At 72.4% G+C, this 14,521-nt stretch carries 12 protein-coding genes and 2 pseudogenes; 4 read left to right on the plus strand and 10 right to left on the minus strand.

All coding sequences use genetic code 11. The features are described 5' to 3' along the window. Positions 1–1,024: pseudogene (locus tag VFA06_RS15410) on the plus strand (hypothetical protein); the annotation flags it as partial. Between the two features lie 5 nt (positions 1,025–1,029). Further along, positions 1,030–1,470, plus strand: coding sequence for a DUF2752 domain-containing protein (locus VFA06_RS15415; RefSeq protein WP_324841252.1), 441 nt, complete (start codon positions 1,030–1,032; stop codon positions 1,468–1,470). On the opposite strand, the gene VFA06_RS15420 is transcribed toward VFA06_RS15415, so the two are convergent. Continuing rightward, on the minus strand, positions 1,467–1,964 hold the full coding sequence (locus VFA06_RS15420) for a hypothetical protein (protein ID WP_324841253.1): 498 nt from the start codon (positions 1,962–1,964) through the stop codon (positions 1,467–1,469). The two genes, VFA06_RS15415 and VFA06_RS15420, sit on opposite strands and share 4 nt — an antisense overlap. Positions 1,965–2,090: 126 nt before the next feature. Between VFA06_RS15420 and VFA06_RS26090 the strand changes: the two genes are divergently transcribed. Then, positions 2,091–2,498, plus strand: a complete 408-nt coding sequence (locus VFA06_RS26090; protein ID WP_414639902.1) for an RDD family protein — start codon at positions 2,091–2,093, stop codon at positions 2,496–2,498. Positions 2,499–2,564: 66 nt separating this feature from the next. Here the strand turns inward: VFA06_RS26090 and VFA06_RS15425 are convergent. The 3 genes and pseudogenes from VFA06_RS15425 to sucC form a co-directional block, all read right to left on the minus strand. After that, positions 2,565–3,836: pseudogene (locus tag VFA06_RS15425) on the minus strand (DUF6350 family protein); the annotation flags it as partial. A gap of 136 nt (positions 3,837–3,972) precedes the next feature. Further along, the gene (sucD, locus tag VFA06_RS15430; protein WP_324841255.1) at positions 3,973–4,854 is read right to left on the minus strand and encodes a succinate--CoA ligase subunit alpha; all 882 of its coding nucleotides are present in this window, start codon (positions 4,852–4,854) and stop codon (positions 3,973–3,975) included. 13 nt (positions 4,855–4,867) lie between these two features. Further along, positions 4,868–6,043 carry an ADP-forming succinate--CoA ligase subunit beta gene (gene sucC, locus VFA06_RS15435; protein WP_324841256.1) on the minus strand — a complete coding sequence of 392 codons (1,176 nt, stop codon included), beginning with the start codon at positions 6,041–6,043 and terminating at the stop codon, positions 4,868–4,870. Between the two features lie 169 nt (positions 6,044–6,212). Between sucC and VFA06_RS15440 the strand changes: the two genes are divergently transcribed. Continuing rightward, positions 6,213–6,329: a zinc-ribbon domain-containing protein gene (locus VFA06_RS15440; protein ID WP_324841257.1), complete on the plus strand. Its 117-nt coding sequence runs from the start codon at positions 6,213–6,215 to the stop codon at positions 6,327–6,329. Between the two features lie 72 nt (positions 6,330–6,401). On the opposite strand, the gene VFA06_RS15445 is transcribed toward VFA06_RS15440, so the two are convergent. From VFA06_RS15445 to VFA06_RS15470, 6 genes are read right to left on the minus strand one after another with little or no spacing between them, the layout of a single operon-like run. Beyond that, positions 6,402–7,124 carry an RDD family protein gene (locus VFA06_RS15445; RefSeq protein ID WP_324841258.1) on the minus strand — a complete coding sequence of 241 codons (723 nt, stop codon included), beginning with the start codon at positions 7,122–7,124 and terminating at the stop codon, positions 6,402–6,404. Positions 7,125–7,176: 52 nt separating this feature from the next. Beyond that, positions 7,177–8,367, minus strand: a complete 1,191-nt coding sequence (locus VFA06_RS15450; RefSeq protein ID WP_324841259.1) for a VWA domain-containing protein — start codon at positions 8,365–8,367, stop codon at positions 7,177–7,179. After that, complete coding sequence (locus VFA06_RS15455) at positions 8,364–10,727, minus strand: DUF5682 family protein (protein WP_324841260.1); 2,364 nt, start codon at positions 10,725–10,727, stop codon at positions 8,364–8,366. Before VFA06_RS15455 ends, VFA06_RS15450 begins: the two co-directional genes overlap by 4 nt. Continuing rightward, positions 10,724–11,824: an AAA family ATPase gene (locus tag VFA06_RS15460; protein ID WP_324841261.1), complete on the minus strand. Its 1,101-nt coding sequence runs from the start codon at positions 11,822–11,824 to the stop codon at positions 10,724–10,726. Before VFA06_RS15460 ends, VFA06_RS15455 begins: the two co-directional genes overlap by 4 nt. A 21-nt stretch (positions 11,825–11,845) precedes the next feature. Further along, positions 11,846–13,015, minus strand: a complete 1,170-nt coding sequence (locus VFA06_RS15465; protein WP_324841262.1) for a DUF5691 domain-containing protein — start codon at positions 13,013–13,015, stop codon at positions 11,846–11,848. After that, positions 13,012–14,511, minus strand: a complete 1,500-nt coding sequence (locus VFA06_RS15470; RefSeq protein WP_324841263.1) for an SWIM zinc finger family protein — start codon at positions 14,509–14,511, stop codon at positions 13,012–13,014. Before VFA06_RS15470 ends, VFA06_RS15465 begins: the two co-directional genes overlap by 4 nt. Between the last annotated feature and the right edge of the window lie 10 nt (positions 14,512–14,521).

The raw sequence follows: 14,521 nt of genomic DNA on the forward strand, positions 1-14,521 counted from the left end.
GGGATCGCCCGAGCGGCAGGAGCACGCTGCTCAGCAAGGCGGTGCCCAACAAGGCAGTGCCCAACAAGGCGGTGTCCAACAAGAGCAGGGCGGCGCCCAGCAAGAAGAGCGTGGGCAGAACCTCCCGGTGCCGCAGTGGTCGGCGCAGCAGCCCGCGCCCGCGCCGTGGTTCCTCGGCCAACCCGGGCCGGTGCCGCCGAACTTCCCGCCGCCGTTCCCGCCGGCCGCCATGCCGCCGCTGCCGCCCCCCACGCCGGATCAGGCGAACTGGCCGAACCACGCTCCCGGGATGCGGCCGCCGCAGCAGCAGCCGGGCCAGCCGGGGCAGCCTGCGCAGGACGGGCAACCCGGTCAGCCGGGCGATCAGGGCCAGGCCGACGCCGGCCAAGCGCCCGGCGCCCCGCAGCAGCCCGGCAACGTGCCCGCGAACGGTCCGGCGCGCAAGCCCGGCCAGAGCCCCGGTCCCGCGCTCGGCCCGTACGGCAGCCCGCAGCAGCCGGCCCCGTGGCTCGACCCCGACCGGTACAACCAGCCAGGTCAGCGCCCTCCACAGTACGATCCGCGCTCGCCCTATCGGCCCCCGCAGCCGCCGCGCCAGCCGCAGCAGCCGCGCGGGGAGGAACCTGCCAAGCGCCCGCCGCTGAGCCTGCGCACCCGCTGGGCTCGCGGCCTCGCCGTCGGCGGCGCGGTATGCACGCTGATCACCCTGCTCAACGGCTACCGCAACTTCCCGGACTGGCTGATCGGCGCGTGCGCGGGCCTGGCGATGTCACTCGGCGGCCTGTGGTTCGGGACGTTCGCGCAGCGCGACGCCCTGCGCAAGTCGCAGCGCGCGCCGGAGGCCGTCGCCTCAGTGGTGTGGAGCAGCATCTCCTCGCTGATAGCGCTGGCCATCGTGTCCTATTCGCTGATCTTCTTCCCGCAGCTGCGGCAGTACTCGGACTGCATGCGCGCGGCGAACACGATCGCGGGGCAGAGCGTCTGCCAGGAGCAGTTCAAGAACTCGCTGGCCGCGTTGCCGTGAGCGGCGTGGCCGGTCCCGAACCCGCCGTCGGCGTCGGCCGGGGCGGGGCGGCGGCGAGCGCGTTCGCGCCGCTGCGGCGCAGTCCGCGGACCTTCGCGCTGCGGTTCGGAGCCGTCGCGGTGGCGTCGGTCGCGGCGGCCTGGGTGCATCAGAACCACGATCCGGGAGCGCTTTGCCCGTTGCGGCGCGTGACCGGCGTGCCGTGTCCGTTCTGCGGCTCCACGACCGTGTTCATGGAGGCGGGCGCGGGGCATTGGGGCGCGGCTCTCGCGGCGAACCCGGTGACCGTCGTCGCCGCGCTGCTGTTCCTCGCCGCGCCGCTGCTGGCCTTCGATCCGTTCGGGGCGCTGAACCGGCTGCCCGCCCGGCTGCGGTGGTTCGGCGGCGCGGCGCTCGTGGCCGGATCCTGGCTGTGGCAGCTGCACCGCTTCGGCTTTCTGGGTTAATACCCGTTCAGAGCACTGGAGAATGTGGCAGATCCGGCAAAGCCTGACGATGGAGACAGAGAACCCGTCAGGAGGAACGGATGAGCAGCACACCGGATCAGCCGCAGCAGCCCGAGCGTAAGCCGGAGCCGTCCGAGCAGGAGGCCACCGCGGCCCGTGACGCCCTGCGCGACCTGCCGAACCAGCCGCGGAGCGACGAGGTCGGCGCGACCGCGTACTCGGCGGTTCCTCCCCCGCTGCCGCCGATCGAGGACCCGGCGCAGGGCCCGGTGCAGGATCAGATCCCTGGCATGGCCGAGCAGCCGCAGACCGGTTTCGCGGCGCCGACCGCGCCGGAGGCCGCGCAGCAGAGCCCTTATCAGCACCAGCCGCCGCCGCAGCAGGCCTCTCAGGAGCCGCAGGATCAGCCCGGCTACGGTCAACAGCCGTATGGCCAGCCCCAGTACGGCCAACCGCAATACGGCCAGCAGCAGCCTTCGTACGGTGACACGCAATACGGTGGCACTCAGTACGGTGGCACTCAGTACGGAAGCGGCACCTACGGCGCCTATCAGGCCGCTCCTCCCCCGCCGGTCTACCAGCAGGGATACGGCTATCCCGGCAGCGGCCTACCCGTCGGAATGCCCCCGCTCGCCGACTGGGGGCAACGCGCCGGCGCCTTCGCCCTCGACAACGGGCCCACCATCGTCGCCGGCTGGATCGCCGGCGCCACCCGCAGCGTCACCCTCGACGTCATCTTCGGCGTCCTCAGCTTCCTCGGGCTGATCTGGGCCATCGTCAACGCCGTGCGGGCCGGGCGCAGCGGCCAGTCCTACGGCAAGCGGGTCCTCGGCATCCGGCTCGCCCGCCTCGCCGACGGGCAGCCGGTCGGAGCCGGCTTCGGCTTCCTGCGCCTCTTCCTCAACTGGCTGTTCTGGATCGCCTGCCTCCTGCCCGGCGTCCTCAACCTGCTCTGGCCGCTCTGGGACGGCAAGCGGCAGACCTGGTCCGACAAGATCGCCCGCTCCGTCGTCGTGCGCACCCAGTAGCGGCGGCCGCCGCCTGGCCCGGAAGTAGTCGAGCACGTACCAGAACCCGAATCCGACGATCGCCACGGAGCCGAGCTCTGCCACCACAGCGAGCCCAACCTCCCACGGCGTCGGGCCGACGACCGCCATGGCGCCCGCGGCGACTGGTCCACCGGAGAGCACCGCAGCTGCCGCGGCCAGGGCGCCGACCGGGGGCAGCGCCGCGCCGAGCGCCGCGGCGCGGTCCGTGAACCCGCGCAGCGAGCGGCCGATGATCAGCACCGCGGCGGCTCCGGCCAGCAGCGGGACGGCGAAGACCAGGTAGAGCCACGGCGAGGCGGCACCGGGATGCGGCACGGCCTGCAGCAGCGGCAGCCCCGGCAGCGCCCCGTGCGTTGATCCGCGCACTGAGACCGAACTGCCGGCGCCCACCGCGAACCCCGGTCCGGCGAGGTAGCTCAACGCCCAGACCACTAGGTTCGGCACGAGCGCGAGGTCGATCAGGAACAGGCCGAAGTCTCCCGCGGTGCCCTGTCCGATCGTCGTACCGAGCTGCGCCACCTCGGTGAAACGCAGGCCGACCGCGAGCGCGGCGAGCAACGCGGCACCGCAAGCGAACACCGCCAACGCCGCCGCGCCGGCGCGCACGGCCGTGGCGGCCCATCGCTCAAGGCCCGGGGTGTGGACGCTGAGCAAGCCCGCGCCGAACGCACAGCAGGCGATGATGCTGGAATAGCCGGCGGCCGCGCCCACCGCGGCGTGCAGCGGACCCGAGGCGGCGCTCCAGGCGATGGCGAGCGCGGCGAGCGGGTAGCAGGCGGCGACGGCGACCAGCGCCCAGAGGCCCGCGCCGAAGCGGTGCGCCGCGTACCGTCCCGCGAGCAGCAGCGAGGCGGCGGGCAGGATGGTGAAACCGAGCGGGGAAAGCCCGAAGGGGCCGTCAGGAGTCTGCAACAGCACGTGGTGCGCGGCCAGCCAAAGCTGCCCGGCGACGTGCAGCGGCTCCGCGTACGACCCGCCCGTCGGCGCCGCCATCGCCCACACGCCGAGCGTCAGCGCGGCCGCGACCAGCCAGCCGCCGGCCGCGATGACCACGGCGGTCGCGGCGCCGACCGCGAGTTCGGAGGCGTGCTCGACCACGGCGGTCGCGGCGTGCTCCAGCAGGTGCCCGGCCTCGGTCCGGAGCGCGGCGACGCGACCGGACAGCCCGCCGGGCGGGAAGTCGTCGTAGCCGGGATCAAGGTCCAGCCATACGCAGTCTTCCGGCTCTGATCCGGGTTCCAATCCGGACTCGGGCACCGTCTCGGGCGGCGCCGGGGAGTCGACTGGCGGCTGCGGGCTGTCGGCCATGACACCCATGCTGGGCGCCGGGACTTGCGCGAACAGCGCAGGCGCGCCCGTTCTTCACCCGAGTGAAGGACGAGCGCGCCCGCGATCGCTACGGCGTCAAGGCGTTACCGCGTCCGGCGACACGCTGAGCGTGCCGTCGTGCTGCTCAGAGCGCTTCGACGATCTCGCGCATCAGCCGCGCGGTCTCGGACGGCGTCTTGCCGACCTTCACGCCCGCGGCCTCCAGCGCCTCCTTCTTGGCTTGCGCGGTGCCGGACGAACCGGACACGATCGCGCCGGCGTGGCCCATCGTCTTGCCCTCGGGCGCGGTGAAGCCCGCGACGTAGCCGACGACCGGCTTGGTGATGTGCTCCTTGATGTACGCCGCGGCCCGCTCCTCGGCGTCGCCGCCGATCTCGCCGATCATCACGATCGCGGCGGTCTCCGGGTCGTCCTGGAACGCCTGGAGCGCGTCGATGTGCGTGGTGCCGATGACCGGGTCGCCGCCGATGCCGACGGCGCTGGAGAAGCCCAGGTCACGCAGCTCGTACATCATCTGGTAGGTCAGCGTGCCGGACTTCGAGACCAGGCCGATCTTGCCGGCCTTGGTGATGTCGGCCGGGATGATGCCCGCGTTCGACTTCCCGGGGCTGATCAGGCCGGGGCAGTTCGGGCCGATGATGCGGGTTCCCTTGCCCTGCGCGTAGGCCCAGAACTCGGTGGAGTCGTGCACCGGGATGCCCTCGGTGATGACCACGGCCAGCGGGATGCCGGCGTCGATGGCCTCGATGACCGCGCCCTTGGCGAAGGCCGGCGGCACGAAGATGACCGAGACGTCGGCGCCGGTCTCCTTCATCGCCTCGGCGACGGTGCCGAACACGGGGATCTGGGTGCCGTCGATCTCGACCTTCTCGCCGGCCTTGCGCGGGTTGACCCCGCCGACGATCTTCGAGCCGGAGGCGAGCATGCGCCGGGTGTGCTTCATGCCCTCGGAGCCGGTCATGCCCTGGACGATGATCTTCGAGTTCTCGTCGAGGAAGATAGCCATTCTCGTCACTCCCCTACTTCGCCGCGGCGAGCTCGGCCGCGCGGGCAGCGGCGCCGTCCATGGTGTCCACCTGCTCGAGTCCGGGCAGCCCGGCCTCGGTCAGGATCTTGCGGCCGAGCTCGGCGTTGTTGCCGTCGAGCCGGACCACCAGCGGCTTGTCCACGGCCTCGCCGCGCGAGCCGAGCAGCGCGAAGGCCTGCACGATGCCGTTGGCCACCGCGTCGCAGGCGGTGATGCCGCCGAAGACGTTGACGAACACGGACTTGACCGCCGGGTCGCCCAGGATGATCTCCAGGCCGTTGGCCATCACCTCGGCCGAGGCGCCGCCGCCGATGTCCAGGAAGTTCGCCGGCTTGACGCCGCCGTGCGCCTCCCCGGCGTAGGCGACCACGTCGAGGGTGGACATGACCAGGCCGGCGCCGTTGCCGATGATGCCGACCTCGCCGTCGAGCTTGACGTAGTTGAGGTGCTTCTCCTTGGCCTTGGCCTCCAGCGGGTCGGCCGCGGCCTTGTCCTCGAGCTCGGCGTGGTGCGGCTGGCGGAACCCGGCGTTGGCGTCGAGGCTGACCTTGCCGTCCAGCGCGGTGATCTTGCCGTCCGGGGTCTTGACCAGCGGGTTGACCTCGACCAGGAGCGCGTCCTCCGCGACGAAGACCTTCCACAGGCTCTGCAGGACGTCGGCGACCTGGTCGGCGACCTCAGCGGGGAAGTTCGCCGCCGCGACGATCTCGCGGGCCTTCTCGGGGGTCACGCCCACGGTCGCGTCGACCGGGACCTTGGCCAGCGCCTCGGGCTTGGTGACCGCGATCTCCTCGATCTCCATGCCGCCCTCGACCGAGGCCATCGCCAGGAAGGTGCGGTTGGCGCGGTCCAGCAGGAAGGAGACGTAGTACTCGGCCTCGATGTCCGCGGTCACCGCGAGCATCACCTTGTGGACGGTGTGGCCCTTGATGTCCATGCCGAGGATCTGCTCGGCCTTCGCCCGCGCGTCGGCGGGGTCGGCGGCCAGCTTCACGCCGCCGGCCTTGCCGCGGCCGCCGGTCTTGACCTGGGCCTTGACGACCGCCTTGCCGCCGAGCCTGGCCGCGGCCGCCTCGGCCTCGTCCGGCGTCTCGGCCACTTCGGCCGGCAGGACCGGCACACCGTGCTTGGCGAAGAGTTCCCTCGCCTGGTATTCGAAAAGATCCACGCGCGTCCGTCCTCAGTGACTGACGGCTCGGGGCGGCTGCTCGTCCCCGGCCTACCTAGGAAGCTGCTATGAGGTTATCCCGGTTCGGTGAATGGCCCGTAACCGGCCGCCTGTGATGTGCGTCTACAGCACGCGTGTCCGGTAGCCGGACGGGAGCGGGGCGAGGTGCTTGCTCGCGGCCCCGGAGTGCGGGCACAAGCTCGCGGGGCCGGCTGAGTGCCGTTCCTGCGGTCAGGCGGTGCCGGCGGGGGCGAAGTTCTGCCCCGAGTGCGGTACCGCGACCTGACGGCGTTTCAGGCGCGAATGGCCTGACTGCTACGCCGAGGGCGCGCCGTGATGCGCGCCCTCGGCGGTACGGCTAACCCTGCACGACGATCGTGCTGCACATCTTGTCGGCGAAGGTCTGGTTCTTGGCGTCCCAGAGCGGCCACAGGAAGCCGATGTAGCAGAACCCGTCGGCAATGTGCGCCAGCCTGCGCACGATGGCCATGCCGAAGCCGGTGTACCGGCCGTCGGCTTCGCGAATGACACGGATGCCGACGACCTTCTTGCCGATGGTCTGGCCCGTGGTGCCCTGCCGGTAGAGCTGCCACAGCTCGAAGGCGAGGGCGCCGAGGTAGAGAAGCACGATGAGCAGGATGCCGAGCGCGGAGATCCCGCCGCCGGTGTAAGTTTCCGTGTTCGGGTCGTAGGTCGAACTCGTGCTCGTCGCGGCGAGGAAGACGAAGAAGAGGATCAAGACCGGAACGCCGACGATCACTGCGTCGAGGAGAGTCGCACCGACGCGGGCGCCCCATGTCGCCAGCTGCGCAGGGGGCGCACCGTAGTAACCCGGCGCTCCGCCGTAGGGCGCGTACTGGTTGTAGGGGCCGCCCTGCGGCGGGTATCCCGGTTGCGGATAACCCTGCTGGGGATAGCCAGGCTGCGGGTAACCCGGCTGCTGCCCGTATCCCTGCTGCGGGTAACCGCCGGTCGGCTGGCCGAACTGCGGCGCGCCGGGCGGCGCGTCCTGCGGCGTGCCTTGTGGTTGAGACCAGCCGCCCGATGCGCCGGTACTCGGGTCTTGAGGTGACGTTGACATAGACCGGGACAGTACCGATGCATCCGACGTCCGCGAAAGGGGGTTCGCCCGGTCAGCCGGAGGCGGCGTATGGCGCGAGGTCACGGCGCTCGATGGCGGCGGCCATCAGCGGGCCGAAGCGGTCCGGCGTGCACGCGAACGCGGGGACGCCCAGCTCGGCGAGTGCGGCGGCGTTGCGCTGGTCGAAGGCGGGAGCGCCCTCGTCGGAGAGCGCCAGCAGGGTGATGCACTGCACCCCGGTCGCGGTCATCTCGGCCATCCGGCGCAGCATCTCGTCGCGGATGCCGCCTTCGTAGAGGTCTGAGATGAGGATGAAGATCGAGTCGGTGGGCCGGGTGATCAGCGACTGGCAGTAGGCGATCGCCTTGTTGATGTCGGTGCCGCCGCCGAGCTGTGTGCCGAACAGCACGTCGACCGGGTCGGTGAGCACCGGCGTCAGGTCGACCACCTCGGTGTCGAAGGCGACCAGGGAGGTCTTGAGGGTCTTCATCGAGGCGAGGACCGCGCCGAAGAGCGAGGCGTAGACGACCGACGCGGCCATCGAACCGGACTGGTCGATGGCGAGGATCACGTCGCGCTTCACGGTCTTGGCCGCGCGGGCGTAACCGACGAGCCGCTCGGGGACGATGGTGCGGTATGTGGGCTGGTAGTGCTTGAGGTTGGCGCGGATCGTCCGGTTCCAGTCGATATCGCGCGGCTGCGGGCGGTTGGTGCGCGCGGCCCGGTTGAGCGCTCCGGTGACGGCGGCCCGGAAACCTTGGGCGAGCTGGCGTTCGAGCTCCTCGACGACGGTGCGCACGATCTGCCGTGCGGTCTGCTTGGTCTCCTCGGGCATCAGCCGGTTGAGGGAGAGCAGGGTGCCGACAAGGTGCACGTCCGGTTCCACGGCACTCAGCAGTTCGGGTTCGAGCAGCAGCTGACGCAGGTTCAGCCGGTCGACCGCGTCGCGCTGCATGACCTGGACGACGGAGCTGGGGAAGAACTCGCGGATATCGCCGAGCCAGCGCGCGACGTTCGGGGCGGAGGCTTGCAGCCCGGCGCTGCGCTGCCCGCGGGTGTCGGGGCGGCCACGCGGCGCGGTCTTGCCGTTGGCGGCGGCGTAGAGCGCGTCGAGGGCATTGTCCATGCGCTGGTCGCGGCCCCCGAGCTCGCCGCAGGAGCCCTCGGCCTCGCCGCCGAGCACGAGCCGCCAGCGGCGCAGCCGCTCGGTCTCGGCGGCGTTCGAATCGGCAGCGGTGGTCACGGCGCGGGCTCCAAGCTCTTGTCGGGCGACGGCGGGGTGGCGGGCGCGGAGGCTTCGGTGTCGGGGTTCTGCCCGGTCAGCAGCAGTCGGACGGTCGGCAGCGCCGCCGCGAACCAGTCCGCGGCGATACCGGTCGGCAGCGTGGCGGCCGGCGCGTCCGGCGTGCTGCGGTCCGCGCGGCCGAGCTGGGCGGCGCGTTCGCCGATGGTGCGCTGCTCGGGCGTGCTGAAGGTGGAGAAGGTGCGGCGCAGCAGCGGGAGCACCTGTTCGAAGCGGTCCGGGTCGAGTTCGGCGAGCCAGTCGTCGATCAGCCGGAGCAGCGTCTTGTCGTGCGCGAGTACGAGGCCTGACCCGGCCAGGAAGCCCTCGAGCCAGCCGGCCGCGTCCGCGGGTTCGGTGCCGCGGGAGAGCGCCTTGGCCATGCGGGCGGCCACGTCCTCGGCGTGGAAGAGCCCTGCGTCGCTCAGCAGCCGGGTGGCGCGGCCGACCAGCAGGCCGTGCGCGCCGGAACCGCCGAGGTCGGCCACCTGACGCAGCGCCTGCACCCAGGGCTCGCGGATCGCGTCCTCGTCAAGGGTCTGAATCGCGGCGTGTACCTTGCCGAGGGCGGGGGCGAGGGCGCGCGCCGCGTCGTCGTCCACGTTGACGCAGGCCGGCGGCAGGCCGATCGCGATGCGTACCGCGATACCGCGCACGACCGTGTGCAGTCCGTCCGCGCGGGTGCCGCGCACGTCGCCGTATCGCAGGATGTTGGCAAGCGGCGGCAGCGCCGTGGCCAGGTCGCCGATGTCGGTGTCGAGCGCGGCGCGGTTCTGTACCTGGGCGATCAGCGGATCAACTGCGTCGGGCAGATCGGCGGTCAGCGCGCGCTGCACCAGGACCGTGAGCGAACCGAGCGCCTCGGTCTGCGCCGCGGTGTCGAGCACCTTCGCGGTCGCGGCGGCCAGCACCGTGGTGCCCCAGACCGCGGCCTCGACCAGACGCACCTCGAACAGCGGCTCCCAGGTGACGTCCCAGGACTCGCGGAAGGTGCCGGAACCGCGCGAGCCGACGGCGACGGCCCAGTCGATGCCGAGCAGCCCGAGGCGGTGGAAGAGCTTCGAGCGGTCAAGGTCGGTGGCGTTGCGCAGGTCGAGGTTGTACTGCTTCTGCGCGGCGGTCCTGGGCACCCGCAGCCGCTTGGCCTCGCGGGTCAGGTCGGCGGCCAGCGGCACCGTCGGCACGCCGCTCGGGACGCTGCCGAGCGTTTCGCCGACGACCAGTTCCCGGCCGATCAGCGCCAGCGGCTCCTCCCGGCCCTCGCACAGCACCGCGACCGTGGCCTCGGTCAGCTCGGCCAGGCCCGGCATGGGCCGGCCGCGCAGCGCGGCCAGGGACTCGGCGAGCCGCACCCCCTCGATCAGGTGCGCGGAGGAGACCGGATACCGCTCGGCGCGCAGCAGTTCCGCGACGGACGCGAGCCAGCGTTCCGCGATGTGGTCGTCGGTGTCGAACAGGTGCTGATACCAGCCCGGGGAGCCGATGCCGGCGCCATAGCCGGAGTGGTAGGACAGCCGGCTGTGCGTCCACGGCACCCAGGTCAGCTTGGTCACGGTGGCTTTGCTCTGCTTGGGCAGGCTCGCGAGCAGCCGCTTGTCCGCGGCGGCGGTCGGCGGCGTGGTCTCGCACCCGTCGCAGATGCCTGACAGCGCCGGCACGTGATAGGCGCCGCAGACCACTGCGACACGCTGCGCGCCGTCGGCGAGCGCCGCGCGAAGCACCATGCGCATGTGGGCTTCGCGCAGCGCGTCGCGCCGCGGAGTCGGTGCGTGCTCCCGCACCGCGGCCATGGCCTCGGCGACGGCGTCGAAGGCCGCGAGCGGCTCCCCTCCGGTCGCCCGCCGCCCCGTCTCGTCCTCGCCGTACTGGCCGCCGCGATGTTCGACGACGTCCTCCCACCACGCCTCCGGATCGGCGTATCCGGCGGCCTCGGCCAGCTGCGCGATCGGGTCGGGGCCGTCCGCGCCTTCCGCGTCCGCCTCCGGCTCGCCGGACAGCGAGACCGCGGCGGGCAGATCGCAGAACCCGGCCTCGATCCCGCGGGTGGCGGCGTACTGCAGCGCCGTCCACTCCGGAGAGAACGCGGCGAACGGCCAGAACGCCGAGACCTTCGGGTCCTGCTCCCGGTAGGCGAGCAGGGCGACCGGAGGTTCCATGCCGTCCGCGCCGACCAGCGGGATGAGCGGATCGGCGTCGCCGGGCCCCTCGATCAGGATCCTGTCGGGTTCGAAGGCTGACAGGGCCGCGGCGACGGCTCGCGCCGAGCCCGGACCGTGGTGCCTTACTCCCAGCAGAACGACTTGCGCCGCGCCGTGGTTCACGCCGAAAGCTCCCGGCAGGCCTCGTAGAAGGAGGACCATCCGTCGCGCGGCCTGACCACGGTCTCCAGGTACTCGCGCCAGACCACCGGGTCGGCCGACGGGTCCTTGACCACGGCGCCGAGGATGCCGGCGGCCACGTCGTGCGGGCGCAGCGTGCCGTCGCCGAAGTGCGCGGCCAGCGCGATGCCGCCGGTGAGCACGGAGATCGCCTCGGCCGGGGAGAGGGTGCCCGAGGGCGACTTGAGCTTGGTGCGGCCGTCCTCGGTCACCCCGGAGCGCAGCTCGCGGAACACGGTGACCACCCGGCGGATCTCCTCCGCGGCGGCCGGGATCTCGGGCAGCTCGAGGCCGCGGCCGAGTTCCGCCACGCGCCGCGCGACGATTCGCACCTCGTCCTCGGCGCTGGCCGGCAGCGGCAGAACGACGGTGTTGAAGCGGCGGCGCAGCGCGGAGGACAGGTCGTTGACGCCGCGGTCGCGGTCGTTGGCGGTGGCGATGACGGTGAAGCCCTTGACCGCCTGCACTTCGTCGCCGAGTTCCGGGATCGGCAGCGTCTTCTCGGACAGGATGGTGATCAGCGTGTCCTGGACGTCGGCCGGGATGCGGGTCAGCTCCTCGATGCGCGCGATCTTCCCGCCGGACATCGCGGCCATCAGCGGCGAAGCGGTCAACGCGTCGCGGGAGGGGCCGTGCGCGAGCAGCTGCGCGTAGTTCCAGCCGTAGCGCATCGACTCCTCCGCGGTGCCCGCGGTGCCCTGGACCAGCAGGGTCGAGTCGCCGCAGACCGCGGCGGACAGGTGCTCGGAGACCCAGCTCTTCGCGGTGCCTGGCACGCCGAGCAGCAGCAGCGCGCGGTCGGTGGCGAGGGTGGCCACAGCCACCTCGATCAGCCGGCGCGGGCCGATGTACTTGGGCGTGATCTCGGTGCCGTCCGCCGCCCTGCCGCCGAGCAGGTAGGTCGTCACGGCGCGAGGTGAGAGGTTCCAGCGCGGCGGGCGCGGCAGGGTGTCGCCCTTGGCCAGCGCCTCGAGTTCGTGTGCGTAGGCGTCCTCGGCGTGCGGCCGCAGGACGGCTGGTTCGGACAGCGGGTTGGTCATCGTCGGCGATTCCTGCCTGTCTCAGAAGATGGGAGGAGCGAGTTCGGCGAGCATGTCGTGGCGGAAGTCCAGCAGGGCAAGCATCGAGACCAGGTCGATGCGGGAGGCCTGGTTCACGCCCGGGCCGCCCGGCGCCGTCGCCACAGCCTGCTCGGCCACCAGCGCGGCCACCCGGTCGCGCAGCGCGACTGGGGCGTTGTCCGCGAGCGCGACCTGCAGCTGCTCGGCGATCCAGCCGGTCCACGCGGGCTGATCGGCCCGGCGGCCGTGCTCGACGAGCGCGTCGAGCAGCAGTTGCGCCCCGTCCAGCGGCCAGGGCTCGCCGGTGCGGGTCATCACGAAGTTGTGCAGGTCCCGGCCGATGCCCCGGGCGCCGGCCAGCAGCCGGGCCACCTCGGCGGTGAAGTCCGGCGGCTGCGGCTTGTCGCGTTTGCGTTCCAGGCTGCCGGCTAGCAGCGTGGCCTCGTCGCGCACCTGCTTGGAGGCGTCCCGGATGAGGGTCTGCACGAACGGCAGGTCCTCTTGGTCCGGGTAGCGGGAGAGCAGCGCGAGCAGGCCGAGTTTGACCGGCACGCGCTCGCCGGCCCAGGTCTCCCGGATCAGCCGGCGGGCCGCGTCGGCGTCGGTGAGGTAGAGCCCTGCGACGTACGCGATGCGGTCGTCTGGATCAGGGCTCTGCCAGTCCTCGGGCCACAGCTGGGAGCGGGCCTCGCGCAGCAGGTACTTCCAGTTGCCGCCGGTCGCCACGAGCCAGCGTCCGGGTTCGCCGGCCACGGCAGCGAGGTCCACCCGGATCAGCATGTTGGTACGGCCGAGGTCGAGCAGCGGCGGCAGGAACGCGGCGGGCAGCCGGTATCCGGCGGCGCGCACGGCGGCGAGCCACTCCGGAAGGTACTTGGGGTACGACTCCAGGATGGTGCGCAGCCTGCGGGCGGCCGGTTCAGGCAGCGGCGGCCGCGGGTCCGCGGGCGCGGGAGCCGGCAGCGTACCCTCGAAACGTTCCGGCGGCCGTCCGACACGCCAGGCCAGGGCGCTGAGTGCGGCCTGGGAGAGCAGGACGAGCGCAGGATCCTGCGATGCCTGGCCCGCTGCCGAGCCGGGGCCCGCGGCCTGCGGCACCGGCCGCCGATCCGTACCGACCAGTGCGATCGACACCAGCTCGGCCCAGTCGACGGGCTGCGTATCCGTCACCACAAGCTCGCCGCCTGTCCGTTGTTCCAGATCGTGATCGGGGTCAGCCCGGCGGGCCGGTAGAGGCCGAACAGCGGTGCCGGATGAGCCCCGCCGCAGGCGAGCAAGGACTGACATAGCTGTTCGGCACGTGTCGGGTCCGCGCCGTCGGCGCTCGCGAGCAGAGGGACCCGGCCGCCGCCCTTGGCGTCGACGATCTGCCACGCCTCCGGCTTCGGGCCGACCAGCGGCACCGCGGCGTCGAGCACGACCGGTACCGCGGCGGTCCACGGATCGGCGGCGAGCGCGGCCGCGAAGCCGGCGGCGGCCTCGTCCAGCGTTCCGCCCTGCGGGCCTTCGCCGCCTGACTCAGCTTCCTGGTTCGGCTTAGTGTCCTGATTTGGCACGGTGTGTTCGACCACCGTGTGCTCGACCACCGTGTGCTCCACCAGGACCGCGCGCAGCGGTACCGCGTCCGGTGCGAACGCCAGTTCCGCCTCGACGACGGCGCCGGCGGGCAACGCGATGCCGAATGCTTGGCCCGGCGGGGCGAATGCCAGCAGCATGGCGATCCGGCCGTCCGTCTCGCGTTGCAACCAGACCCGGCGCTCGACCAGCTTGTCCGCGGCCAGGTCCCGGCAGCCGAGGACCAGCCAGCGCCCGGAGGCGTGCTCGCCGACCTCCGCGACCTCCGCGGCGGCCATGGTCAGCCCGATCCGGCGGCGCACAGTCGCGGCGAGCGGCGCGGGCAGCGCGTCGCGGTGGCGCCAGCCCTGGATGAGCAGGTGCAGCAGGGAGAACTCGGCCAGGGTGCGCTCCGGCCAGTCCTCCGGCGAGTTCAGGCAGTGAGTCAGTTCCCGTACCCGCGTGGCCAGGGCGCCCGCCTGGGCGTCGATCAGGCGCCGGGCCAGGTCGTCGATCGGCCGGTATCCGGCGGCGCGCAGCCCGGTCAGCCCCGAGCGCACCTGGTCGCACAGCCACAGTTCCAGGTCATCGAGCCCTGCGTCGATCCGCTGAATGCGTTGCGCGGCGCGGCGTTCGGCCGCTTCAGCCGCCTTGCGAGCGGCCGCCGGATCCGCGTCGTCCCCCTCCCTCGCGGCTCGTTGCGCGGCCGCGGCTTTGCGCGCCTCGCTGCGCTCGGCCCGCTCGCGGCGCGCGTCCAGCCAGTCGCGCACGCGCTGCGGCGGCTCCTCGGCTTCCGGCACCCCGCCCGCGGACCAGAGCAGCATCAGGCCGAGCGCGTGTTTGCACGGGAACTTGCGCGAGGGGCAGGAGCAGGCGTAGCCGGGCGTCCCCTGGTCTGCGGAGAGCTCGACAGTGACCTGATACGGCTTCGCGCCGCTGCCCTTGCAGTCCCCCCACAGCAGGCCCACCGCGCTTTGCGCGCCACAGTCGCGCCACGGCCCAGGTGCGGCCAGTTTCGCGCCCGCACGCTGCGACGACGCGTCCGGGGCCAGCGCGTGCACCCGGTCGGCCGACCAGCGCTGCGCCGCGGCGGGGTTGATCGTTCCTGCCATGGACGAGACA

This window comes from Actinocrinis sp. (genome assembly GCF_035653575.1).
GTDB lineage: Bacteria > Actinomycetota > Actinomycetes > Streptomycetales > Catenulisporaceae > Actinocrinis.